The organism is Acinetobacter nosocomialis NIPH 2119 (genome assembly GCF_000368085.1).
GTDB lineage: Bacteria > Pseudomonadota > Gammaproteobacteria > Pseudomonadales > Moraxellaceae > Acinetobacter > Acinetobacter nosocomialis.
Genome location: NZ_KB849239.1, coordinates 2,682,022 through 2,705,262, shown reverse-complemented (window position 1 = coordinate 2,705,262; position 23,241 = coordinate 2,682,022). Strand labels below are relative to the sequence as shown.

The window sequence follows — 23,241 nt, the reverse complement described above, 5'->3', positions numbered from 1 at the left end:
CAAAACCCCTTTATTGGACTGACGGTACATCCATGTTATCGCAGTCCAAAAGGCGGCATCCATGCCGCCCATCACGTTAGTTCATACCTACTTTAAAGATTATTTAGAAGAAAAAATCTTAATGAAAATGCTTCAACTGTTTTCTAAGTTGTTGCACTTCATCAATCAAATCTAACATCACCGCAACTGCTGCCAAACTTGCATCAAAGTCACGTTGCAAACGATACGCTTTACGAGCACGAATAACATCTTCACCCAAAAACTGATGTTTTTCAGGTGGAGTATCAATCGCTAAAATATCGTACTCAATGAGCTCTAGAATCCAGTCCGGGCTTTGACCACAGGCTTGAGCAAATTGTTGCAGATCAAATGTACATTGTTCATCAACGACTTCAGCACTAAAGGTGTGGCCGTCACATACAATTTCTCGATAATGGATGGTTGTCATGATCTTGCTCCCTAATGAGATGAACGAGGTTCGAATGAAGCAAAGGCTTCTGCCAATTGCTGATAGGCTTCTTTTTCTTTTTCAGAATGCACAGGTGGGAATACAATATTTAAAATTAAATAAAGATGGCCTGGCGTTTTATTTGGTATCCCTTTGTCTTTTAAACGTAGCTGTTGTCCCTGTTTTGCATTTTTTGGTAAATTGACATGTAAAGGTCCTGCAGGTGTTTTTACTTCAATACCTTGACCTAATGCGGCCTCCCAAGGCGCTACATCTACAGTTAAATATACATCACTGCCTTCTACATGAACACGATCTGTATCTTTATATTGAATCTCGATATAAAGATCGCCGTTGGCACCACCATTGATGCCACTTTGTCCTTGTCCGCTTAGACGAATTTGTTGGCCTTCCTTCATCCCTTTAGGTATTTTCACCTGTAGGGTTTTGCGTTGTACCTCAGGCTCACCATAAACATTCACAGTCGGAATTTGTAAGGTAATCTGTTGTGTTGACCCATGATAGGCAATATCAAGATCGACCTCTATGCTGGCATGTTGATCTTCACCCCGATAACTACGTTGTTGCCTTTGGTATTGTTGTTGTCCACCACCAAAGCCTGCACCAAAACGACCAAATAAGTCTTCAAAACCGCTAAAGTCAGCTTGTTCACCGCTGCCGCCTGTAAAGCCCTGACGATAAAAGCGTGCGCCATCAAATCCACCTTGAGCTGCACCTTGGCCAAAGCCGTTGAAACCTTGTGGGTGGTCTAACATTTGGTCATATTCAGCCTTTTTTTCGGCATTGCTTAAGGTGTCGTAGGCAACGTTAATCGCCTGCATCTTTTCTTCTGCATCTTTTTCTTTGCTGATATCGGGGTGATATTTACGAGCTAATTTGCGATATGCTTTTTTAATTTCATCAGCAGAGGCTTCTCGTTTAACCCCTAATTCTTCATAATAATTTTTGGCCATAATGTTTTATCACGATGGTGTTGTTTATTTCATTATGAAACAATTTTTAAGGCTTTCAATGAGCTAGATTGTATAAGAGTTGTTCTCTTACAAAAATGGGAGACTAGGTGGAAGAGACATAAGTCGATTAGGACTATGCCTCTCATTCTTTATATGAAAGTTTGATATAAACCGTATAAGGCAATTAATAAAAGCAATAGGCCGCATAAGCCGAGTATTTTAGGATATAAGTGGCTGTTAGAAAGGCGACGGAAGAATACATAAACCAAAGATAGGGTTAAAAAATCTAAAACAATCCATGTCAGTGTAAGAAGGGTCAAACTGAAATTTAGGTTAGGGGAAATAGAGACAAATTGAGGAAAGAAAGCTGAAAAGAAAATAATATCTTTAGGGTTTGAAATACCCACTAAAAAGCCTTTTTTAAAACCACCATTTTGGGCAGAAACGGTTTGTATTGCCTCAGGATGCGGAGCTTGGATGACTTCTTTGAGAATATTAAATCCTAAATAGCCAATATAGAGACAACCTAAATTACGAATAATATTTAAATAGCTTTCATTAATACCGAGTACTCCTTTAAGTACGAGTACCGAAATAAAAATTAAAACCAGTGAGGCGAGATTTGTACCAAAAATGGTTTCCAGTGCTTTTTTATATCCGCCTTTCAGTCCGGCGCTTGCCACCAAAATCATGACAGGGCCAGGTGTGGCGATCATAATAATGACACTGAAAATAAAGAGAAAATAATCAAAATAATTCATGAAATATAAGCATCTTATTTATTGGGTTATAAAGTAAGCTCATATTAACTGATTTAAAATAACATGCTGAAAATTCTCATCAAAAATTATAGATAAATAAAAAGGCGGTTTGACCGCCTTTTTATAAAGTAAGAGATTAACTCAAATGTTCACCAAACAGACCTAATGCTTCTTCGGCAGTGAATTCATAACGAGTATTACAGAACTGGCAATCCATTTGAATCGGGTTTTGTGCTTCCAATGTTTCATGAACAGCATCAACACCAATTTGAATGAGTGCTTTAGCACAGCGCTCTTTAGAGCAAGTACAGCCAAATTTTAAATGTTCAACCTCTGGCAAGCGTACTTCTTCTTCATTATAGAGACGATACAAAATTTCATTCGCTGAAAGCTCAGTTAGTTCTTCAGGCTTGAGCGTTTCAGTCAGCATGGTTAAACGTGGCCATAAATCTTCATCAACCAGTTTTTGCTCTTCCTCATCATGACGAGGTAATAACTGAATGAGTAAACCACCAGAGCGTTTAGCTGTACTTGCCAACACAATACGAGTTGGAATTTGAGCAGATAAATCATAATACTGCATCAAACAGCCCGCTAAGTTTGTTTGGTCAAGAGGTACGATCCCTTGATAACGCTCACCATGCTCAGGTTCGATGTTAATAAATAAAATTGGATTAACTAAAGCGCCAAGGACTGTACTGCTGTCAGTTGCTTCAACAAAACGAGGATCTGTTTCGTAGTCTGCTAAAGCACGGACTTCACCTAAGTGATTACATTCAGCCATGGCCCATTTGAAAGAGCCGCTAGCCTGGATTTGCAAGCTGATACGGCCTTTGATTTTTAAAGTACTTGCAAGTAATGCAGTCGCGCTCAACATCTCGCCTAATAGAATCTTAACCGCAGGCATGTAGTCGCGTTGAGCTAAAATAGTTTGTAATGCTTCTTCCAGATGAACTACTTCACCGCGAACAGGAAAGTCCTCTATATAAAAGCGTTGGCGTAAATCAGACATAATATTCTCCAGGGCCCTAAGCAGATTATAACAACTTCGGTTTAATCAAGCTTAGGGAATGCAGCGTGGCTGCAAGCAGGACATCGGCAACTCTTGTACCGATTGTCGCAATCATTTAGGCAATGTGAATAAGTCCTTAATATAGCCATTTTGCGAAATCTCAAGTTATTCTTCGTGATCTCGTGTAATGTCGATACGATTTGGTTGTAAATGACGCTTTAAATTCACGTCATGTCTTGATGTGGCTTGCTGTGCATCGCTTTCAAAGAGATGTTCAAGTTCAGCCAGCGCATTACGATGAGTTTCAAAAACCTTTTGTTCATCGGTATAAATACTTTGCTGCTGAATGAGTAATTTCTCATCATAATCTCGAAAGATTTCGATATTGTTATAGGCTTGTTCATCTGAAATACCAAGTTCGCGTAAAGCGCGATAAGCCATACCTAGTGATGATAAATAGGTTTCACGCCAAATATGTTCAACACCTAAGTCTCTTAATAGATGTACATGATGTCGGTCACGTGCACGTGCTAGTAACTTTATGTGGGGATAGTTCAATCTTAGATGCCGCGCAACGTTCATAGAGTCTTCGACATCGTCTATTGCGAGAATAAATACTTGGGCTTTTTCGATGCCTGCCGAGCGAAGTAAGTCAGGTTGGGTGACATCTCCATAGTAGAGTTTACCGCCGTATCGACGCACAAAGTCCACTTGGTGAAGGTTGTTGTCGATGGCAGTAAAGCCTAAGTGCTGCAAACGGGCAATACGCGCAATAATTTGTCCAAAGCGACCAAACCCAGCAATGATAATTGGATTATCTTGTTGCGGAATTTCATCATATTCAGGTGGGCGTTCTTTATTAAACAAAGGAATGATTTTAGTTGCCATAATCCAGTAAATGACTGGGGTAAGAACCATCGACAACGTCACAATCAGGGTAACAGGTTCTAATAAAGCATCAGTCAAAACTTTTTCACTTTTAGCAAGGCTTAAAATGACAAATGCAAATTCACCACCTTGCGCTAAACATGTTCCAAGCAGCAGGCTATTGTTCCAACTATATTTTTTATAGCGGGCAATAGCGGTCAACACGAGGGTTTTTATAACGAGTAAGCCAATCGCTCCGCCAATAATGAGCCAAGGCATTTCAATAAATAAAGACAGTTGTGTGGTCATGCCCACAGTCATAAAGAACAAACCAAGTAATAGCCCTTTAAACGGAGCAATACTTGCTTCAAGTTCATGACGAAATTCTGAGTCGGCTAAAAGCACCCCAGTAAGAAAAGCGCCTAGTGTCGTGCTAATTCCTAAAGTGTCCATAAGTAGCACAACAGCGAGAATAATAAATAACCCCACTGCGGTAATCAGTTCGGTCGCACCACTTTTTGCGACAAAACGAAAAAATGGACGCATCACATAACGACTAAATAGGAATAGTCCACTAAATGTTGCGATGATAGCAGCAAAATAAGCAATACCATGATGGGTAGATTCGGTTCCTGCCAAGAGGGGAATGACTGCTAGTAAAGGTATTGCTGCAATATCTTGGAACAGTAAAATTGAAAATGATTGCTGGCCATAAGTCGTATTGAGCTGTTGTTTTTCAGACAGAAGCTGTAATACAAAAGCCGTAGAAGATAGCGCAAGCGCAAAACCAATCACAAAGCTCGCAGCGAGGTGTTGTTGAAATAGCAGGAATATGGTGAGCATGAGAATTATGCCCGTAATCACCACTTGCAAACTTCCCATCACGAAAATAGAGTCACGCATTTCCCATAAGCGCTGTGGACGTAACTCTAAGCCAATCAGGAACATAAGTAAGATGACCCCAAACTCAGCCAATTCCATAATGGCTTCAGGGTCATGGGCAATATTTAAAACACTTGGGCCAAGAAGTATGCCCGTAAATAAATAACCTAAAACTGTTGCAATCCCTAAGCGTTTACCCAAAGGGACTAAAATCAGAGAAGCTCCAAGAAAAATAGTTGCTTGCAGTAGGAATGACATTCATTACCCCGAATGTATTGATCTTTTTAAGTGTAAAGCCAAAAAGGTTTCTTCACACCATGATATTCAAGTCATCTAACTAAATTCTTGCGGGTCAACATCAATAGAGAGTCTGAGTTGATGCTGTCTTTGCGCATGGACCAACTGAGCCCACCATTGTCTTAAGTAAAAATGCAGACGAGCGCGGTCAGCAGACAAAATCACCATATGGGCGCGGTAACGTCCCGCTTTACGTTCCATTGGTGCGGGAATTGGCCCCCAAATATCAACAATACCACCTGCAATTTGGCGAAGTTGCTCAGCAGCTTCATTTAAAAAATGTAAAGTATAGTCACGATCTTTTGACTCAGCACGAATTAAAACTGCATAACGATAAGGCGGCAGTAAAGCAACTTTACGCTCAGCCAATGTTTGCTTTGCGACTGCCCGATAATCTTTTTCAATTAGCGTGGTGAGTAAAGGATGATCTGGCCTTAAAGTCTGTAAATAAACATGGCCTTTATGTTCTCCACGACCTGCACGACCAGCCACTTGTACAATCAATTGAGCAGTACGCTCTGGCGCTCGAATATCGACACTCAATAAACCTGCATCAATATCTAAAATAGCAACCAAGGTCACATGTGGAAAATGGTGACCTTTTGCCAACATTTGCGTACCAAGCAAAATCGAAGGTTTATTTTGCTGAATGCGATCATAAATTTTTTGCCAGCTACCTACTCGGCTGGTGCTGTCACGATCGACCCGAATCACATCATGATCTGGAAATAATTCTTGTAAATGCTCTTCAACCTTGGCTGTGCCAGCACCTAAAGTTTTGAGGCTCTTTTGCTGACATTCAGGGCAGTGGTCTGGCAAGCGATGAACCGTGCCGCAGTGGTGACAATGTAAATAAGAATAAGGCTGAGTGTGCAACGTAAAATGCGCATCACAATGCGGACAATTCGCTTGCCAACCACAACTTTCACAGACCAGAACAGGTGCATAACCACGTCGGTTTAAAAAGATTAGAACTTGTTCTTTTCTTGCTAGGGTATTTTTAATTTGCTCGATTAAAGGCTGGCTAATTCCATGCTGTTTTTTGACAATTTTAAGATCAATCAAATGCATTTTTGGTAAAAGCGCATGGCCTGCACGTTGGTTCAGCTGAAGTGCAGTTAACTTGCCAGTTTCGACTAAGTGATAGCTATCAATGCTTGGGGTTGCTGAACCTAAAAGAACAGGACAGCCTTGTAAATGTCCGCGGTAAAGCGCGACATCACGGGCATGGTAACGAAAGCCTTCTTGTTGTTTATAAGACAGATCGTGCTCTTCATCTAAAATGATAAGGCCCAAACGTGGCAGCGGGGTATAAATGGCTGAACGTGTTCCTAAAATAATAGAGGCCTTTCCAGCCTGTGCTTGTTGCCAGGCTTGTAGGCGTTTAGAGTCATTTAAGCCCGAATGTAATAAAGCAATGTCACAGTTAAAACGAGATTTAAAGCGTGAAATGGTTTGAGGGGTTAAACCAATTTCAGGAACTAACACCAGTACTTGCTTACCTTGCTTTAGCACTTCATGCATGATGTGCAGGTAAACTTCGGTTTTACCACTTCCGGTTAAGCCATCTAATAAAAACGCTTGATATTGATGCTGTGCATTAATGACGTGCTGAGTTGCTTTCTTTTGGTCTTCATTGAGCGTGAGTGGCATTTGAGCCAATTGTACGGGTGCTGGGCTAAAGTCATGTGGCTCAAGCGTACAGTCTACCAGTCCTTTCTTTTGAAGTGCTTTAAGTGTCGCAGTTTCTACACCACTCAAATTAAGAATATTTTCTGTGGTTCCGGCAGGGTGTAATTTTAAAATTTGATAAGCGTCTTGTTGTTTGATTGAGCGTTTTAGCAGAGCTTCAACATTGTCACATGGAATGATTTTCCATAGATGAAATAAAACATCCATGGGTTTACCCTGACGTAATAACGCAGGTAAAGCAGTTTGCATGACCTCACCAATCGGAAATTGGTAATATTGTGCCGACCATGTCAATAAATTTAAAACTTGTTCATCTAAAATAGGCTCATCATCTAAAAGTTCAGAAATGGCTTTAAGCTGAAAGTTACCTGTAAATGATTCTTGTGGGTCAACTTTTTCAGTAATGATACCAATCAGGTTTTGCCGTCCAAATGAAATTGCGACGCGTGAACCTACTTGAGCCCGTTCATATTGTGCTTTGGTGAGTGTATAGTCAAAAGTGTCGTACAGATGCACAGGTACGGCAACACGCACACGATAAACAACTGAATCAGGCTTTGGCGTTATGGTCATAGAGGCTCATTTCGTCAATTTTAAAAAACGGCATAGCGTCGTGAAGAGGACTTGGGTATTCTACACAGGCTATAGAATGAATATGAATGATTGCGTAGCATAGATGCAACAGCAGCGACTATTATTTTTGGAAAATTAGAACATTACCATGCCTGCATATCAATTTACTGCTATTGATGCTTCAGGGAAGCAGCAAAAGGGGGTGCTTGAAGGAGACTCAGCACGTCAGATTCGCCAACAATTACGCGATAAAGCATGGACTCCGATTAGCGTTGACCCTGTTGAACAAAAAGATAAGCATCAAAGCCACGGGTTATTCCAGAAAAAGTTTAGTGCTTATGATTTAGCACTGATGACCAGACAACTCTCCGTTTTGGTTGCTGCTGCAATTCCTCTAGAAGAAGCTTTACGCGCCGTGAGCAGACAAAGTGAAAAAGCACATGTGCAAAATCTTTTACTCTCGGTTCGTTCAAGAGTATTAGAAGGGCATTCACTTGCGCAAGGCATGCAACAGTCAGGTCGTTTTCCTGACCTTTATATTGCAACGGTTGCGGCAGGTGAGCGTTCAGGACACTTAGATCTTATTTTAGATCAGCTATCAGACTACACTGAGAACCGTTTTGCCATGCAAAAGAAAGTTCAAGGTGCCATGATTTACCCGATCATTTTAATGCTGATGTCATTTGGTATTGTGATGGGATTAATGACCTATGTGGTTCCAGAGATTGTAAAAACCTTCGATCAAAGCAAAGATGCCTTACCATGGATTACAGTCGCTTTAATGAAAGCGAGTGATTTTATTCGCCATGCGTGGGTCTTTATCATCCTTTTTGCTGTGATAGGCGTTGTTGCCTTTGTGCGGTTTTTAAAAACAACGGCTGGTCATTATGCTTTTGATCGCTTAACACTCAAATTGCCATTATTCGGTAAACTGTCTCGTGGTATTAATGCTGCACGCTTTGCCAGTACTTTATCTATTTTGACTCGTTCGGGTGTGCCGTTGGTGGATGCTCTAAAAATTGGTGCTGCTGTGACCAATAACTGGGTCATCCGTGACTCTATTGCCCATGCTGCTGAGCGTGTTACCGAAGGTGGTAACTTGGGTACGCAATTGGAGCGCAGTGGTTATTTCCCACCAATGATGGTACAAATGATTCGAAGTGGTGAGGCATCAGGTGAGCTTGACCGTATGCTGGAACGTGCATCAACTATGCAAGACCGTGAGGTGACGACATTTATTTCAACCTTATTGGCATTACTTGAACCGCTTATGCTGGTATTAATGGCAAGCATTGTGTTGGTTATTGTAATTGCGGTTATGCTGCCAATCGTAAATATGAACAATATGATTTAATAACTTTGATATTAGAGATAATGATGAAGATGGTCATGAAACAAAAAGAGCACGTTAAGGATGCTCAAAAAACCTCAAGCGTAGCTTTCGGACTTTCGGCACGTTCGAGCGGTGCTCGAATGAAACGTGCCTCAGGCTTTACCCTTATTGAAGTCATGGTCGTGATTGTTATTTTAGGTGTGTTGGCGGCTTTAATTGTGCCGAACGTCATGGGGCGTAGTGAAAAAGCTAAAATCGATACCACTCAAATTACCTTGAAGGGGGTAGCGGGTGCTTTAGATCAGTACAAGCTCGATAACGGACATTTCCCAACTATGCAAGAAGGTGGACTAGATGCACTTATTAATCAACCTGCTACAGCAAAAAACTGGATGCCAGGTGGTTATGTGAAAGGTGGTTATCCTAAAGATAGTTGGAAAAATGATATTCAATATGTCATTCCAGGAAAAGACGGTCATCCTTTTGACTTATATTCATTTGGTGCAGACGGTAAAGAAGGTGGTGAGGGCAACGATGCCGATATTTACTACCAACCTTAATTAAAATATAAGAGAGATTATCGATTCGGTTAATAAGATAAAACGATAATCCGAATTGATAATCTTTCTTAATCACAAAAATATAATAACTAATTGAAAATAAGGTAAAAAAGTTAATATCTAATTTTGAGATTTAAAATAAGAATTATTCCCATATTTAATAGTTACAAGAAAGTTAAAATATGAGAGAAAATAAGCTATATATTTAAATAAAAGCTTTGCATAATAAATAAAAACCACTTTATAAGACTATGGGAGAGATTAAATGAAAGCATTTCTCATACTTGATGAACTGAATCAGTTTCATTGGGCGATGCTTAAGTCTGTCCTATTGATTTTAGCATTATTACCAATTTCTGAAGTTTCATTAAAACTATGGCTGAGTACAGAAGGTAGCAGCCAAATCATGATTGGTTTCTTCGCATTAAGTATTGTCAGTGCATGGTTAATGGTGAGCTTTTTCACTGCATTAAAAGCAAGCATATGGCAAGCGAAACAAATATCATCTAAATATGAGCAATTAGTTTTTAAAGCTTATCGCTATGTACCAATGGTTTTTTTATCAAGTCTAGTTGCCTATTTATCTTTGCAGTTATCTATCGCTTTTTAATACTGATAGCTAACTTCATTTTTGAAAAAGACGTAGATATTAAATCTACGTCTTTTTTGTTTAAGCAGGCTGTACCAATAGTGTCGTGATTTTACGGACGATCGGTAAGACTAAAAGTAATGTTGGAAAAGCGATTATCCAAGAAATTGCCCATGCCGACATCCATACATATAGAGAAAATTCTTCTAATCCCAAACTTCGTAATGTACTAATCATTGAAACCACAAAAGTCATAATGATCGATAAAAGAAAGGGTAAAACGATAGAGGTATAGCGATTTGGAAGTTTTCTAAAACTAGATAAAGATTTTGAGTTTTTCATTTTAACTCCGTAAACCAACAAACGCCCGTGCCATTCAAAATATAAAAATATTTTGAATAAATAGCTCCAAGCATTGTTGGAGGTATGTTGGCACGTTGATTGACGTAAACGTTTACGGCTTTTGAATCAGCAGATTTAATTTAACATGAATTTTGAAAGCTGAAAATAAAAAGAGGGTGTTTCTTTATTTGTACATATTATATGCTTCAAATCAGATATTTAAGAACATGAGAAAAGTAAATGGAACAAATCGAGTGGAATGATTTTTTAAAAGTAGAGCTTCGTGTAGGTAAAATTATTCAAGCTGAGGTTTTTGAAAAGGCGCGTAAACCTGCTTATATTCTGCATGTAGATTTTGGTGAGGAATTGGGTGTACGTAAATCGAGTGCCCAGATTACTAAACTTTATCAACCGCAGAACTTGATTGATAAATTAGTAGTTGCCGTCGTGAATTTCCCTAAAAAGCAAATAGGGCCTATTCAATCAGAATGTTTAGTGACAGGGTTTCATAACGCAGATGGGGATGTAGCACTTTGTATCCCAGAGTTTGAAGTTCCTCTGGGTACAAAGCTATTATAATTTAGCGACGTGATTTATAAGACACATCAACTTTACGCGGGCGATAGATCCAACCTAAAACCAGCAGTAATACCGCAAATCCTAAAATTGGATAATCACCTAAACGGTTATAGAGAGTTTGACCTTGCATGGCTGGTAAATCGCCTCTCAACACAAACTCTTTATCAATCGGTGCTTGTTCAGTGATATGACCATTTTGATCAATAAACGCTGTTACACCTGTGTTGGTTGCACGAATAAACCAGCGGCCATTTTCTTTCGCGCGCATTTGTACCATTTGTAAATGTTGCCATGGGCCAGCAGTACCCGTAAACCAAGCATCATTAGATACAGTCACCAAGAAGTCGCTATCTTCTGCATTACGGCGTGTCAGGTTTGGATATGCCACTTCATAACAAATTGCAGCCGCAAGCGCGTGCCCTTTAATTAAAAGTGGTTTCTGGTTGCTCTCACCACGTGTAAAACCGCTCATGCTAATATCATTTTGCATGGCTGGTAATACCCAAGAGAGTAAACCTGAAAGCGGAATATATTCACCAAACGGCACAAGACGCTGCTTTTTATAAAGGCCGCTTGAATCGCTACCAGAAGCCATAATACTATTGTAATACAGAGGACTGCCGACTTGATGTGATTTTGCAACATCCCAATAAGGAATACCGGTTACCCAAGCAGTATGGTTCTTTTTCGCTTGTGCATCCATGGCATCCAAAAACGGTTCAATATCGGTTTGGAAGAGTGGAATTGAAGACTCAGGCCATACAATGAGGTCACGGCCCCATTCAGATTGAGTTAAACCTGCATAAATTTCTAATGTTCTAACTTGATATTCGGTTAGCCATTTTAAATCTTGTGGGATGTTACCTTGAATAAGCGAAACACTAAGCGGTTTAGCCGCTTTAGGTTGTACAAACTGAATATATGATGCTCCCCATGCACCTAAAACTAATAGGGCAGAAGGAATAACCCAGAAAATACGCTTACGCAGAACTTCAACTAAAGCACACGCCAATACAATTGCCACGAAAGAAATTGCATAAATACCAAATAGCGGTGCATAGCCATCAAGTAAACGTTCGGTAAAAGCGTACCCTACAAATAGCCATGGGAAACCTGTAAACACCCAAGTTTTAGCCCACTCAAAAACAATCCAGAGAGGGGCGAAAGTCAGCGGTGTTTCAGGGAAGAAGCGTCGATAAACCCAAGTTTGGAATGCTGTAAATAACCCCATCACAAGAGCCATAACAGCAATCATACATACGCTTAAAAAGGCATTGGTATCGCCGTATACATGGATAGATGTATAGAGCCAGAAAGCCCCTACAAACCATAAACCAAAACCATAACTCCAACCAATCGCAAATGCTTGTTTGGCTGAGCGTTTATGCAATGTTGCATAGAGTAGGGCAGGAGACAAAATTGCCAGCCACCACCAATAATAAGGTGCCAGTGCAAAACTAAACACGGCACCTGAAAATAAAGCAATGAGCAATGGAAAAATTAATGGAAGCTGTTTTTGTTGTTGCGAAGAATCTAACAGCTTTTCAAAGTATGCTCTCATTGACGTACAGCTCGAATCAGATGAATAGTGCGGGCATCTGCTTCAACAATCGTAAATAACCATTTTCCAAGTTCAACTGTCTGACCTTGTAAATCACTGACTAGACCAATTTCTTGAAGCAATAAACCGCCGACAGTTTCTACTTCATCGTCAGAAAAATCAGCATCTAAAACAGTGTTGAAGTGTTCAATTGGTGTAAGTGCCTGCACCATCCATGCATTCGCTACAGTATGGTCGTTATCTGGAACAATGTACTGCGCATCTTCATCAGCAGTATCATGTTCGTCTTCAATTTCACCAACGATCTCTTCAAGAATATCTTCAAGCGTAACAAGACCAGCCGTTGAACCATATTCATCAATGACAATTGCGATATGGGTTTGGGTATGTTTGAGCATACGAAGAACTTGATCTGAACGTGCGCTTTCAGGCACAAATAATGGCTGGCGCATAAGCGAGCCAATATCTAATTTGGTATTCGGTTCAGTCAAAAATGGCAGTAAATCTTTTGCCAATAAAATACCGACGACGTTATCGGGTTGGTCAGCTGAGAAAACTGGAAAACGTGAGTGAGCAGACTCAACCAATACGTGAAGAATATCAAGTAACTGATCATCTTCTTGCATACTGATCATTGCTGTTCGTGGCGTCATAACTTCACGAATTTTTGTAGCAGGAAGGTCAAGAACACCTTCAAGCATGGCAACAGTATCAGGTTCTAAAAAACGACGTGAATTTTGGACTAGTTTTAATAATTCATCTCGGGTTTCGGGCGCTGTACCTAACCACTTTCGTAAGCCTCGCATTCCCCACGACGGACTCGGTTCCTCTTGCATGATCTTTCCTAAAGACTCAATGTATCAAATGAATACATTGATCATACCGAAGAAAAGGCCCTTATGCATCTATAAAACAAAGTAAAAGACAAAACACATATTGTTATGTAAACACCAGTTACAGTTCATAAGTCAGTGATCGGTTTATGCTAAAATGTGAAAATTCTATTTGTTCGAGTTTGTTATGTCAGAACAACCTATTTCACCTACTGTACAACTCAATACGCGTGGTTTACGTTGTCCGGAACCTGTCATGATGTTGCATCAAGCCATTCGTAAATCTAAATCTGGAGATGTGGTTGAGGTCTTCGCAACAGACAATTCGACTTCGTGGGATATTCCTAAATTTTGTATGCATTTAGGTCACGAGTTACTTTTGCAAGAAGAACGCTTAGATGAAAATGGTCATAAAGAATTTCATTATCTGGTGAAAAAGGGTTAATAGAATAAATAAGGCTTCTAATGAATAGTGTTGGGAGCCATTAAACATTTAAATTATTTTAAAATGATAATTTTTTACAAATAAGAATCATTATATAATTTATAAAATTAAGTATATAAATGGCATATAAAAATGAAAGATTATTTTCTAAAACGAAGCTTATTTATTTTCCTTTGGTTCGCATGTCTTGCTGGTTTGTTAAGTATAAAAGTTTCTTGGTTAACTGAGACTATGGCTACAATAATTTTATTCACTTTTATAATTCTCGGTTCAATTATATTAGGTTATAGAAATACATCTTTTGCTCCTGAATCAAAAATTAATAATAGCCTCATCTTACATACAGGATTCATGGGATTTATGCTAATGATTGATTTATTGTTTGGAAAATCAGCTTGGTATATTGATCTAGCACGGAATTTTGGTTTTCTTAGCTTATTTTTATTAGGCACATTTATTTTCTATAAAAAGAATTTTAATCTAAAAGTATCAAAAATACCGCCTTTTCAATAAGTGGATACTAATAAAAAAGCCCCGATTATTCGGGGCTTTTTTATTACATATTAGGGTAATTCGGACCACCGCCGCCTTCAGGCGTTACCCATGTAATGTTTTGAGATGGGTCTTTAATATCACAAGTCTTACAGTGAACACAGTTTGCTGCGTTAATCTGGAAGCGTTTAGAACCATCATCATTTTCCATGATTTCATAAACACCAGCAGGGCAGTAGCGCTGAGCAGGCTCATCCCATTTTGGTAAGTTCACATTCACTGGAATTGAAGGATCAGTAAGCTTCAAGTGAGCTGGCTGGTTTTCTTCATGTACAGTGTTTGAGATAAACACAGAAGATAAACGGTCAAATGTAAGCTTGCCATCTGGTTTTGGATAGTTTGGCTTGAAGCTCGTTGCATCAACAGTTTTCAATGCAGCGAAGTCTTGTTTCAAGTCATGCAAAGTGAATGGAACTTTAAAGACGTTCTGGTCGATAAAGTTAAATGCACCACCAATCCATTGTCCAAATTTATGCATTGCTGGGCCAAAGTTACGAGAGTTATAAAGCTCTTCTTTTAACCAGCTGTTGTTAAATTTGTCAGTGTATGAAGTTAATTCTTTAACGAATAAATCTTCGCCTTCAGTAACACGAGCAATCGCAAGGTCACCGCCTTTTTCTACACCAGCAGCAATCGCTTCAAATACAGCCTCACCACATAACATGCCTGATTTCATGGCAGTGTGTGAGCCTTTGATTTTTGCAAAGTTTAAGAAACCTGCGTCATCACCAATTAAGCAACCACCTGGGAAAGTCAATTTAGGCAATGAGTTGAAACCGCCTTTCACTACAGCACGTGCGCCGTAAGAAATACGCTTACCACCTTCTAAATACTGTTTAATAAGTGGGTGAGTTTTCCAGCGCTGCATTTCCATAAATGGATACATGTGTGGATTTTCATAAGACAAGTCCACAATCATACCCAAAGTCACTTGGTTGTTTTCAGCGTGATATAACCACCAACCACCAGACGAACCAGTTTCAGATAATGGCCAACCAGCGCCGTGCATGACTAAGCCCGGCTTATGTTTTGCTGGGTCAATTTCCCAAAGTTCTTTAATCCCGATACCGTAGTGCTGAGGGTCAGCATCTTTATCAAGATTGTATTTCGCAATCAGGCGTTTACCTAAGTGACCACGGCAACCTTCGGCAAAGAGGGTGTATTTAGCGTGAAGCTCATAACCCGGAGTAAAGTTATGCGTTGGTTCGCCATCTTTACCAATACCCATGTCACCAGTTTGAATACCTTTTACAGTACCGTCTTCATGGTAAAGCACTTCAGATGCAGCAAAACCAGGGAAAATAGAAACTTCTAATTCTTCAGCTTTTTGACCTAACCAGCGAACAACATTACCTAGCGAGATAACATAGTTACCGTCATTGTGCATGGTTTTTGGAACCATCCAGTGAGGTGCTTCTTTAGACGTAGTTTCTGAAAGCAAGAAGAAAGTTTTGTCTTCAGTTACAGGCACGTTAAGAGGCGCACCTTCTTCTTTCCAGTTTGGGAAAAGTTCATTAATAGCACGCGGTTCAAGTACAGCACCAGATAAGATATGCGCACCTACTTCAGAGCCTTTTTCAACTACACAAACTGAAAGATCGGGTAAGTTATTCTCAATCGCTAATTGACGGATCTTAATCGCAGCAGATAGACCTGCAGGTCCTGCACCTACGATGACAACGTCAAACTCCATCGATTCGCGTTCGATGTGTTCCATGTAGGACTCCTCAATACTTAAAGGTGGCAACCGTAATGTCAGATCATCCGGTGCTGCCGTGAGTTTTAATCCATAGGCGCAAATATGCTATTGTGCCTTTTATCGTTTTGGCTAGTATAGTTTTAAACCATGATCTAGCCAATTGGCTGAGTCGTCATATTTTCTCGTCAGCAAGGCATAAACTATGGTAAATCAAAATAATTCCCCATCGGATATAGGAAAAATACCGTTATCTGATGATAAAAACTTAATGAACATTGCACAATACTTAAAAGGTGTACAGCAAAGTCACAAAAGGTCAATCCCACCTTTAGAGCAATGGCATCCAAAGCATTGCGGTAAAATGGATTTAACGGTTAAAGCCAATGGAGAATGGTGGCACGAAGGTCAATTAATCAAGCGCCAAGCTCTATTGGATTTGTTTACCAAAGTCCTATGGAAAGAAGAGGGTAAATTCTACCTGAAAACCCCTGTAGAACAAATTGAAATCGAAGTTGAAGATGAACCTTTATTGGTCAATCAGGTCGATCAGGTTGAAATTTCAGGTGATCAGTTTTTGCAACTGACTACCACCAATCAAGATGTGATTTTAGTTGATGCAGAACACCCGATTTTTATGCGCGAATATGCAGGAGAATTACGCCCATACGTGCATGTCCGATTTGGTATTAATGCGCTTATTCAACGTCAGGCTTTCTATCATCTCGTAAACTATGGAACACTGGTCGAAAATGATAAAGGCGAAACCATTTTGCAGTTAAAAAGTGGTAATTTGCACTTGCAATTAGGCACTTGAGGTTTAAGCTTTATAGAGTGAAATTTTCCGACACTCTTTAGTACTGCCATGACTGCCATACAGCCTTTATTTACTGAATTAGAATCTATGCCTAAAGCATCGGCAGATGCCCCAATTGGTATTTTTGATTCAGGTATTGGAGGTATGTCAGTTGCAGCAGAAATTGCCAGATATTTGCCAAACGAACATATTGTGTATTATGCCGATACAGCCTATGTTCCTTATGGCCCTCGTTCTGATGAAGAAATTAGAGAGCTTACCGCTCGCGCTGTCGACTGGTTATACCGCCAAGGTTGTAAAATTGCAGTCGTGGCATGTAATACTGCCTCAGCATTTAGTCTTGACCATTTACGTGAACATTATGGCGAGCACTTTCCCATTGTTGGTTTAGTACCGGCATTAAAACCTGCCGTATTACAAACCCGTTCTAAAGTAGTTGCAGTGTTGGCAACGCCTGCTACTTTTCGTGGGCAACTCATTAAAGATGTCGTTGAAAAATTTGCTGTTCCAGCGGGTGTTAAAGTCATGACTTTAACCAATCTGGAGCTTGTTCCTTGTGTAGAAGCAGGACAGCAAATGAGTCCTGTTTGTTTGAATGCATTAAAAGAGGTTTTACAGCCTGCAGCCGATCAAGGGGCTGACTATTTAGTACTCGGTTGTACACATTATCCGTTCTTAAATGAAGCAATTCATCATCTTTTTGATAACCAATTCACACTGGTTGATTCGGGATTGGCAGTTGCCCGACAAACAGCCCGTATTTTAATAAAAAATGAGTTATTATGTGACCAAATACGTCAGAATGTTGCACGTATTGAATGTTATGTAAGTGGTAATAATGCTGAAGCATTGCAACCTGTTTTACAGAATATGATTCCACAAGAATTGACATGGACGCTACACAATCTGAGTTGAGCTCTGTTGTAGGCATTCAGAAGAAAGCGTTTTTTTATATTTATTTTTCTTATTTGGGGCGGTTCATAATCTTGGCTTATTTGGGCCATATTAAGATTATGGGGCGATAAGGGTATTGTTATGCTCGATACACGCTATCAGATTTTTATTTCAACGTCAGGTCGCGAGATGCAACCTGAACGTATGGTTCTCTCTCAAACTTTAGTCAGTATGGGTTTTTTTGCTTGGGGTTTAGAGTATAGAAGTCCTTTAACTACAACACTTGCCCGTCGGCAAATTGATGAATCGGATTATGTTGTTTTGTTGCTAGGTAGCCAGTATGGTGAACAATCTATTTCTGGTGCTAGTTACTTTGCTCTAGAGTATGAATACGCTTTAAGTCGAGCTAAACCTATTGTGGTATTTATGCATGAACAGCCGGAAAGCCGCGAGATGCATTTACAAGAGGCTCATCCACAGCTTAAAGAAAAATTTCTCGCATTTAGAAAAAAACTATTACATGAAGCTCACCACATATTTTACTTTAAAAGCCCTCGTGACTTAGAGTTAGCGGTCCGTTTAAATATGCCTTTAATAGTTGAACAGCATGTGGGGCAAGGCTGGGTACCTGCACACCAAGCACATCAATTAGAAGATGAAATTAATCGATTAAAAAGTAAAATTTCACAATTAGAGCAACAGTTAGTAGAGTCATCAACTCAAACCAATGAAGTGGCTCCACATGATGTTTTTGCGTTTGAATATCACATTCAAGCTTTTCAAGATGGCAACTTTAGAGAGCTTAAGCGTCAGAGACAAATGACTTGGTCACAGCTCTTAAGTATATTGGCTAAACATTTTGAGACAGCCATGCCAGAAGAAAACTTTGGAACTTGTCTCAATGAATATCTCAATCATGCGGGACTAGAGGATGCCCGTCAGGAACTGCCAAGAGCACATGCGGTGGCTGGCGCACAGATTAATCACAAGGCACTATTCCGTATTAAAAATCAGATGCAATCACAGGGGTGGATTGTTCCAACCAAGATTGATCAGCAGCATAGTTTATGGAAGGTAACGACAAAAGCGCAAAAGCTCTTGCTCAGTTATAAATGGAACCATCGGGTGACTCGATTAAAAGCTTAGAGCAATTCAATTTAGATATGACCATGAAAACTGTTACATTAGTGTCATAAGATGAACTGAAAGGCATTTGCGCATGTCGTTTGAACAAAAACCGAAAGTTACTGTCATTTTAGCGAATTTAGGCACACCGGATGAGGCAACTGTCCCAGCGGTGCGCCGTTTTTTAAAGCAGTTTTTATCTGATTCACGTGTGATTGAAATACCAAAATTCATCTGGTGGATTATCTTAAATCTGTTTGTTTTGCCTTTTCGCCCAAAAAGAGTAGCGCATGCTTATGCTTCGGTATGGTCTACCGATTCGCCCATGCGTGAAATTGTATTTGAGCAAACTCAACGTGTGCAGGCTTATTTAGAGCGTGAAAATAAACAGTTTGAATTAACTGTATTGCCCGCTATGACTTATGGTAATCCGGGTATTGATGCAGTTTTAGAAAAATTGGCAGCTCATCCACAAGAGCATGTCATTTTATTGCCTTTATTTCCTCAGTATTCTGCGACATCGACAGCACCGTTATACGACGCATTTGCTAAGTGGATTCCTACTCAGCGAAATTTGCCGGGTTTGACTATTATTAAAGACTACTACCAGCATCCAATGTTTATTCAAGCACTGGCAGAAAGTGTTTTAGCTTACCAAGAGCAACATGGCAAACCTGAAAAACTGTTGATGTCATTTCATGGTATTCCGCAGCCTTATGCAGATAAAGGAGATCCTTATGCAGATCGTTGTCGTATTACTGCAAAGTTAGTCGCTGAAGCTTTGCATTTAAAAGATGATGAATGGGCTATTAGTTTCCAATCACGGTTTGGAAAACAAGAATGGGTGAAACCTTATACCGATCAGCTCTTACAAGATTGGGCGAAGCAAGGCGTTAAGTCTGTTCAGGTTTTAAGTCCCGCTTTCTCTGCTGACTGTTTAGAAACACTTGAAGAGCTCGCTATGCAAAACGCTGAGTTGTTTCAAGAGGCAGGTGGTGGAAGCTACGCTTACATTCCTGCTTTAAATAGCGATCAAGCTCATATTGATTTGCTTGCAGGTTTAGTTCAGGCTAATCTTGATGCCCTTACCCATACCTTAGCCCACCGTTAATTGCGTTTTAGCCAGAGGTTCTTATGCTGCAAGTCAAAATTGTTCCAGTTACTGCTTTTGCTCAAAATTGTTCTTTAGTTTGGGACAGTGAAACAAAAGAAGCAGTTTTGATTGATGCAGGCGGTGACGCTGCTGTTTTGAAGAAAGAAGTAGAAGCCTTAGGTTTAAAAGTAAAAGCGTTATGGCTCACTCATGGGCATTTAGACCACGCAGGGGCGGTGGGTGAGCTCGCACAAGAATGGAGTGTTCCTGTTGTTGGTCCGCATAAAGAAGATCAGTTCTGGCTAGATATGATTCAGGAGGTTTCAGCACGTTATGGTTTTCCAATTCCACAGCCAGTAAAAGTTGATCAATGGCTTGAAGGCGGTGAAGTGCTAAAACTCAGTGAAGATGAGTTTGAGGTGCGTTTTGCACCAGGACATACACCAGGTCACGTCATGTTCTATAACAAGAATCATGGTTTACTCTGGACTGGCGATGTCCTATTTAAAGGCTCAATAGGCAGAACAGACTTTCCACGTGGTAACCATGAGCAACTCATTGAATCGATTCAACGTGAATGCTTTAGCTTGCCAGATCAAACCCAGTTTATTTCGGGTCATGGTCCAATGAGTACCATTGGCTATGAAAAACAATTTAACCCTTTTGTCGCAGGTAAAGCGGGTTAATCTTCATAATCATCTTCATGCTGACTACCCTTGTCTTGCTGAGGAGCATCTTGGGTAGGCAGTCTATATTCATCGTTTGCCCAAGCGCCTAAATCAATGAGTTTACAACGTTCAGAACAAAACGGACGAAATTCATTGCCTTCCCAAACACTTGGTTCACCACAACGTGGGCAGGGGAATGTACGTGGCATAAAGCGATATCCTCAAAGTGAAGAGAAATAGATTAGGCAAAAGTCAGGTGACTTGTTAGACTTGTGCCGATTTTTATTTAGTTTGATGTGATTATGCAGATTCGTCAATTTCAAGCACAACGTATGCAAGCGCCTCGTGACTTTACCCCAATTGAAAATACTCCGATTTGTGTAGAAATTGGGGCAGGCAAAGGTAAACATGCTTTGCTATTTAGTGGGCAAAATCCTCAGCACACGTTATATGCAATTGAACGAACTAGAGAAAAATTCTTAGCCATGCAAAAGCAGCATGGTTTGGAACCAAGAGACAACTTGGTACCTGTACATGCAGATGCTTTACCTTGGGTTGTACATGCTTTACACCCTGCTCAAGTTGAACATTTTTTTATTCTCTATCCGAACCCAGAACCTCATAATCCAGCACAACGCTGGTTGAACATGCCATTTTTTGAGTTCCTGTTATCACGCCTGAAAACAGGTGGAACTATTACTTTAGCAAGTAATATTCCTGAATATATTGAAGAAGCTGAACAACAGTTATTAAACGTGTGGAAGCTGCCTTACCAAAAAGAAAAAATTGCGCAAACCTCTGCACGCACTCATTTTGAAATTAAATATTTAGAGCGTGGTGAGCTTTGTCAGCAGCTCATTATGACCAAGCCGGAAGGTTATAAAACTCGATTTGATGAGTTTGCGCCATTGCAAGGGCAAACACATGGCGAATAAGCGGATTGCCATTATTGGTGCTGGTCCGGCTGGTTTAATGGCAGCTGAGGTACTGAGTCAGTATGCTTATGATATTGATGTGTTTGAGCAAAAACCTTCGGCTGCGCGTAAGTTTTTGATGGCAGGCAAAACGGGCTTAAATATTTCGCATGCTGAACCATTAGCCCAGTTCATTGAACGTTATGACCATGCAGAATGGCTCAAACCGTGGGTTAAAAAATGGGATGCAGTCTGGATTCAGAACTGGATGAAAAGTCTGGGAATAGACTCGTATGTAGGTAGTTCCGGTCGTATTTTCCCTGTTGAAATGAAAGCGGCTCCTTTACTTCGTGCTTGGTTAAAACGTTTAGCAGAACAGCAAGTTAAATTCTTTTATCGTCATCGTTGTATTAATTTGCAAGGTACAAAAGTGACTTTAGAAAACCAAAATAATCAAAGCACTGAAACTTTTACCCAACAATATGATGCAGTGGTATTAGCATGCGGGGCTGTGTCTTGGTCTCAATTGGGTAGTGATGGCGCTTGGCAAAAATGGATGGATCAATCCAGTATCGAACCTTTTCAAGCGAGTAACGCAGGGGTATTGCACACTTGGTCAGCTTTTATGGAAAGTTGTTTTGGGGAACCTTTAAAACGTATCAATGCGTGGGTTGAAGCTAACCAAGTTACTCATGGTGATATTGTGATTACTCACTACGGTTTAGAAAGTGGGGTCATTTATAAACTCGGACGTGCCTTAAGAGAACAACAAAAACAAGGAAAAAGCTTAAATCTATTTTTAGATTTATTGCCAGATGTAGAGCTTACACAGTTAGTTAAAAAGTTACAGGCTAGCAAAAAACAATCGCTTACTAATATCTGGCGTAAAGCAGGCTTAGACACATCTAAAATTAACTTAATTAGAGAAGTTGTAGATAAATCGCTATGGAGCCAACCAGAGGCTATGGCTCAGCAAATTAAAGCACTTCAAATTAAGTTAGATGGTTTTAGACCGATTGAAGAAGCAATTAGTTGTGCTGGTGGTGTCAAGCAAGATGCATTAACTGAAAGTTTAGAGCTGAAACAAACTTCAGGTGTTTTTTGCTGTGGCGAAATGCTGGATTGGGATGCTCCTACAGGGGGATATTTGCTGACAGCATGCTTTGCTACGGGCCGAGCAGCTGGTGAAGGTGTGCATTCATTCTTAGAAAAATAACAGCGAATTTGGTGCTATGTTTGGTATGTGAAAAGTGTTATTTTTGAGCGATCAATAATAATAGGATTTATGAGAACATGTCTCAGACATCACCAGTTTATCAAGGAAGTTGTTTATGTCAGGGTATCCGCTATGAAATTAAAGGCGATATCGGAGATATTATTCAGTGTCACTGCCAACGCTGTCGGAAAGCCAATGGAACAGCATTTGCCACGAATGCTCCTATCAACAGTGCAGATTTTAAAATTACGCAAGGTGAAGACCTTGTTAAAAAATTTGCTGTGAATGGTGTGTACCGTTGGTTTTGTAGCGAATGTGGTTCACCGCTTATTAGCTCGCGTGATGCCCAGCCTGAACTGTATCGTTTAAGAATTGGGACACTAGATACACCATTAGATCAAAAGCCGACAATGCATATTTTTGCTGCTTCAAAAGCAGAGTGGGAAAGTATTTGTGACGATTTACCGCAATACGATGAACGTCCATGATTTAAAAAGTATGTTTTAATCAAATCTTAG

At 40.0% G+C, this 23,241-nt stretch carries 25 protein-coding genes; 14 read left to right on the top strand and 11 right to left on the bottom strand.

Annotation, left to right across the window (positions count from 1 at the left end):
* Positions 1-118: 118 nt before the first annotated feature.
* From F984_RS16500 to F984_RS16475, 6 genes are all read right to left on the bottom strand, one after another.
* Entirely contained in the window at positions 119-448 is a 330-nt protein-coding gene (locus F984_RS16500; protein WP_002157040.1) for a chaperone modulator CbpM, read from the bottom strand.
* An 11-nt stretch (positions 449-459) separates the two neighbouring features.
* A complete protein-coding gene (locus tag F984_RS16495; RefSeq protein WP_004710785.1) occupies positions 460-1,422 on the bottom strand; it encodes a DnaJ C-terminal domain-containing protein in 963 nt (320 codons plus the stop codon).
* A gap of 149 nt (positions 1,423-1,571) precedes the next feature.
* Complete coding sequence (locus F984_RS16490; protein WP_004710783.1) at positions 1,572-2,183, bottom strand: LysE family translocator; 612 nt, start codon at positions 2,181-2,183, stop codon at positions 1,572-1,574.
* Positions 2,184-2,319: 136 nt separating this feature from the next.
* Positions 2,320-3,195, bottom strand: coding sequence for an Hsp33 family molecular chaperone HslO (gene hslO / locus F984_RS16485; protein WP_004710781.1), 876 nt, complete (start codon positions 3,193-3,195; stop codon positions 2,320-2,322).
* Between the two features lie 165 nt (positions 3,196-3,360).
* On the bottom strand, positions 3,361-5,202 hold the full coding sequence (locus F984_RS16480; protein WP_004710778.1) for a monovalent cation:proton antiporter-2 (CPA2) family protein: 1,842 nt from the start codon (positions 5,200-5,202) through the stop codon (positions 3,361-3,363).
* A gap of 75 nt (positions 5,203-5,277) precedes the next feature.
* Positions 5,278-7,506 carry a primosomal protein N' gene (locus F984_RS16475; protein WP_004710776.1) on the bottom strand — a complete coding sequence of 743 codons (2,229 nt, stop codon included), beginning with the start codon at positions 7,504-7,506 and terminating at the stop codon, positions 5,278-5,280.
* 148 nt (positions 7,507-7,654) lie between these two features.
* Here F984_RS16475 and gspF point away from each other — a divergent pair, with 148 nt between their 5' ends.
* The 3 genes from gspF to F984_RS16460 all read left to right on the top strand — a co-directional run bounded on the left by gspF (position 7,655) and on the right by F984_RS16460 (position 10,009).
* Complete coding sequence (gene gspF, locus F984_RS16470) at positions 7,655-8,860, top strand: type II secretion system inner membrane protein GspF (protein WP_004699003.1); 1,206 nt, start codon at positions 7,655-7,657, stop codon at positions 8,858-8,860.
* 23 nt (positions 8,861-8,883) lie between these two features.
* Entirely contained in the window at positions 8,884-9,399 is a 516-nt protein-coding gene (gene gspG, locus F984_RS16465) for a type II secretion system major pseudopilin GspG (protein WP_004710774.1), read from the top strand.
* A gap of 265 nt (positions 9,400-9,664) precedes the next feature.
* A complete protein-coding gene (locus F984_RS16460) occupies positions 9,665-10,009 on the top strand; it encodes a hypothetical protein (RefSeq protein WP_004710773.1) in 345 nt (114 codons plus the stop codon).
* Between the two features lie 60 nt (positions 10,010-10,069).
* On the opposite strand, the gene F984_RS16455 is transcribed toward F984_RS16460, so the two are convergent.
* On the bottom strand, positions 10,070-10,330 hold the full coding sequence (locus F984_RS16455; protein ID WP_004710772.1) for a DUF2798 domain-containing protein: 261 nt from the start codon (positions 10,328-10,330) through the stop codon (positions 10,070-10,072).
* 240 nt (positions 10,331-10,570) lie between these two features.
* Here F984_RS16455 and F984_RS16450 point away from each other — a divergent pair, with 240 nt between their 5' ends.
* Positions 10,571-10,909 carry a tRNA-binding protein gene (locus F984_RS16450; protein ID WP_004710771.1) on the top strand — a complete coding sequence of 113 codons (339 nt, stop codon included), beginning with the start codon at positions 10,571-10,573 and terminating at the stop codon, positions 10,907-10,909.
* A gap of 1 nt (position 10,910) precedes the next feature.
* On the opposite strand, the gene lnt is transcribed toward F984_RS16450, so the two are convergent.
* Positions 10,911-12,470 (bottom strand): apolipoprotein N-acyltransferase, encoded by a 1,560-nt coding sequence (lnt, locus tag F984_RS16445; RefSeq protein WP_002156963.1) that lies wholly within the window; start codon positions 12,468-12,470, stop codon positions 10,911-10,913.
* On the bottom strand, positions 12,467-13,306 hold the full coding sequence (locus F984_RS16440; RefSeq protein WP_002156911.1) for an HlyC/CorC family transporter: 840 nt from the start codon (positions 13,304-13,306) through the stop codon (positions 12,467-12,469). The genes lnt and F984_RS16440 overlap by 4 nt, the downstream gene beginning before the upstream one ends.
* A 184-nt stretch (positions 13,307-13,490) precedes the next feature.
* Here F984_RS16440 and tusA point away from each other — a divergent pair, with 184 nt between their 5' ends.
* Both tusA and F984_RS22955 read left to right on the top strand, forming a co-directional pair.
* Positions 13,491-13,748 carry a sulfurtransferase TusA gene (tusA, locus tag F984_RS16435; RefSeq protein WP_002053527.1) on the top strand — a complete coding sequence of 86 codons (258 nt, stop codon included), beginning with the start codon at positions 13,491-13,493 and terminating at the stop codon, positions 13,746-13,748.
* Positions 13,749-13,880: 132 nt separating this feature from the next.
* Entirely contained in the window at positions 13,881-14,261 is a 381-nt protein-coding gene (locus F984_RS22955; RefSeq protein ID WP_004710769.1) for a hypothetical protein, read from the top strand.
* Positions 14,262-14,304: 43 nt separating this feature from the next.
* Here the strand turns inward: F984_RS22955 and F984_RS16425 are convergent, their stop codons facing one another.
* A complete protein-coding gene (locus F984_RS16425; RefSeq protein ID WP_002053275.1) occupies positions 14,305-16,017 on the bottom strand; it encodes an electron transfer flavoprotein-ubiquinone oxidoreductase in 1,713 nt (570 codons plus the stop codon).
* Positions 16,018-16,201: 184 nt separating this feature from the next.
* Between F984_RS16425 and F984_RS16420 the strand changes: the two genes are divergently transcribed.
* The 5 genes from F984_RS16420 to F984_RS16400 all read left to right on the top strand — a co-directional run bounded on the left by F984_RS16420 (position 16,202) and on the right by F984_RS16400 (position 20,611).
* The gene (locus F984_RS16420) at positions 16,202-16,813 is read left to right on the top strand and encodes a DUF1285 domain-containing protein (protein WP_004710766.1); all 612 of its coding nucleotides are present in this window, start codon (positions 16,202-16,204) and stop codon (positions 16,811-16,813) included.
* Positions 16,814-16,861: 48 nt separating this feature from the next.
* The gene (gene murI / locus F984_RS16415) at positions 16,862-17,728 is read left to right on the top strand and encodes a glutamate racemase (protein ID WP_000125351.1); all 867 of its coding nucleotides are present in this window, start codon (positions 16,862-16,864) and stop codon (positions 17,726-17,728) included.
* 120 nt (positions 17,729-17,848) lie between these two features.
* Positions 17,849-18,853: a DUF4062 domain-containing protein gene (locus F984_RS16410; protein WP_002053430.1), complete on the top strand. Its 1,005-nt coding sequence runs from the start codon at positions 17,849-17,851 to the stop codon at positions 18,851-18,853.
* Positions 18,854-18,926: 73 nt separating this feature from the next.
* On the top strand, positions 18,927-19,943 hold the full coding sequence (gene hemH, locus F984_RS16405) for a ferrochelatase (protein WP_004710764.1): 1,017 nt from the start codon (positions 18,927-18,929) through the stop codon (positions 19,941-19,943).
* Positions 19,944-19,966: 23 nt separating this feature from the next.
* Positions 19,967-20,611: an MBL fold metallo-hydrolase gene (locus tag F984_RS16400; RefSeq protein WP_004710763.1), complete on the top strand. Its 645-nt coding sequence runs from the start codon at positions 19,967-19,969 to the stop codon at positions 20,609-20,611.
* On the opposite strand, the gene F984_RS16395 is transcribed toward F984_RS16400, so the two are convergent.
* Positions 20,608-20,802 carry a DNA gyrase inhibitor YacG gene (locus F984_RS16395; RefSeq protein WP_001138289.1) on the bottom strand — a complete coding sequence of 65 codons (195 nt, stop codon included), beginning with the start codon at positions 20,800-20,802 and terminating at the stop codon, positions 20,608-20,610. The two genes, F984_RS16400 and F984_RS16395, sit on opposite strands and share 4 nt — an antisense overlap.
* An 87-nt stretch (positions 20,803-20,889) precedes the next feature.
* Here F984_RS16395 and F984_RS16390 point away from each other — a divergent pair, with 87 nt between their 5' ends.
* From F984_RS16390 to F984_RS16380, 3 genes are all read left to right on the top strand, one after another.
* Positions 20,890-21,528, top strand: coding sequence for a class I SAM-dependent methyltransferase (locus F984_RS16390; protein ID WP_080631572.1), 639 nt, complete (start codon positions 20,890-20,892; stop codon positions 21,526-21,528).
* Positions 21,518-22,723, top strand: coding sequence for a TIGR03862 family flavoprotein (locus F984_RS16385; protein WP_004710761.1), 1,206 nt, complete (start codon positions 21,518-21,520; stop codon positions 22,721-22,723). Before F984_RS16390 ends, F984_RS16385 begins: the two co-directional genes overlap by 11 nt.
* A gap of 77 nt (positions 22,724-22,800) precedes the next feature.
* A complete protein-coding gene (locus tag F984_RS16380) occupies positions 22,801-23,211 on the top strand; it encodes a GFA family protein (protein ID WP_000084236.1) in 411 nt (136 codons plus the stop codon).
* Positions 23,212-23,241: the final 30 nt, after the last annotated feature.

Excerpts from the sequence above, each read along its gene's own strand:
- lnt (WP_002156963.1), bottom strand. The coding sequence starts at position 12,470 with ATGAGAGCATACTTTGAAAAGCTGTTAGATTCTTCGCAACAACAAAAA.
- F984_RS16490 (WP_004710783.1), bottom strand. The coding sequence starts at position 2,183 with ATGAATTATTTTGATTATTTTCTCTTTATTTTCAGTGTCATTATTATG.
- F984_RS16420 (WP_004710766.1), top strand. The coding sequence starts at position 16,202 with ATGGTAAATCAAAATAATTCCCCATCGGATATAGGAAAAATACCGTTA.
- hemH (WP_004710764.1), top strand. The coding sequence starts at position 18,927 with ATGTCGTTTGAACAAAAACCGAAAGTTACTGTCATTTTAGCGAATTTA.
- gspG (WP_004710774.1), top strand. The coding sequence starts at position 8,884 with ATGAAGATGGTCATGAAACAAAAAGAGCACGTTAAGGATGCTCAAAAA.
- tusA (WP_002053527.1), top strand. The coding sequence starts at position 13,491 with ATGTCAGAACAACCTATTTCACCTACTGTACAACTCAATACGCGTGGT.
- F984_RS16440 (WP_002156911.1), bottom strand. The coding sequence starts at position 13,306 with ATGCAAGAGGAACCGAGTCCGTCGTGGGGAATGCGAGGCTTACGAAAG.
- F984_RS22955 (WP_004710769.1), top strand. The coding sequence starts at position 13,881 with ATGAAAGATTATTTTCTAAAACGAAGCTTATTTATTTTCCTTTGGTTC.
- F984_RS16380 (WP_000084236.1), top strand. The coding sequence starts at position 22,801 with ATGTCTCAGACATCACCAGTTTATCAAGGAAGTTGTTTATGTCAGGGT.
- F984_RS16455 (WP_004710772.1), bottom strand. The coding sequence starts at position 10,330 with ATGAAAAACTCAAAATCTTTATCTAGTTTTAGAAAACTTCCAAATCGC.
- hslO (WP_004710781.1), bottom strand. The coding sequence starts at position 3,195 with ATGTCTGATTTACGCCAACGCTTTTATATAGAGGACTTTCCTGTTCGC.
- F984_RS16425 (WP_002053275.1), bottom strand. The coding sequence starts at position 16,017 with ATGGAACACATCGAACGCGAATCGATGGAGTTTGACGTTGTCATCGTA.
- F984_RS16480 (WP_004710778.1), bottom strand. The coding sequence starts at position 5,202 with ATGTCATTCCTACTGCAAGCAACTATTTTTCTTGGAGCTTCTCTGATT.
- F984_RS16400 (WP_004710763.1), top strand. The coding sequence starts at position 19,967 with ATGCTGCAAGTCAAAATTGTTCCAGTTACTGCTTTTGCTCAAAATTGT.
- F984_RS16500 (WP_002157040.1), bottom strand. The coding sequence starts at position 448 with ATGACAACCATCCATTATCGAGAAATTGTATGTGACGGCCACACCTTT.
- F984_RS16495 (WP_004710785.1), bottom strand. The coding sequence starts at position 1,422 with ATGGCCAAAAATTATTATGAAGAATTAGGGGTTAAACGAGAAGCCTCT.
- F984_RS16395 (WP_001138289.1), bottom strand. The coding sequence starts at position 20,802 with ATGCCACGTACATTCCCCTGCCCACGTTGTGGTGAACCAAGTGTTTGG.
- F984_RS16475 (WP_004710776.1), bottom strand. The coding sequence starts at position 7,506 with ATGACCATAACGCCAAAGCCTGATTCAGTTGTTTATCGTGTGCGTGTT.
- F984_RS16450 (WP_004710771.1), top strand. The coding sequence starts at position 10,571 with ATGGAACAAATCGAGTGGAATGATTTTTTAAAAGTAGAGCTTCGTGTA.
- gspF (WP_004699003.1), top strand. The coding sequence starts at position 7,655 with ATGCCTGCATATCAATTTACTGCTATTGATGCTTCAGGGAAGCAGCAA.
- F984_RS16460 (WP_004710773.1), top strand. The coding sequence starts at position 9,665 with ATGAAAGCATTTCTCATACTTGATGAACTGAATCAGTTTCATTGGGCG.
- F984_RS16410 (WP_002053430.1), top strand. The coding sequence starts at position 17,849 with ATGCTCGATACACGCTATCAGATTTTTATTTCAACGTCAGGTCGCGAG.
- murI (WP_000125351.1), top strand. The coding sequence starts at position 16,862 with ATGACTGCCATACAGCCTTTATTTACTGAATTAGAATCTATGCCTAAA.
- F984_RS16385 (WP_004710761.1), top strand. The coding sequence starts at position 21,518 with ATGGCGAATAAGCGGATTGCCATTATTGGTGCTGGTCCGGCTGGTTTA.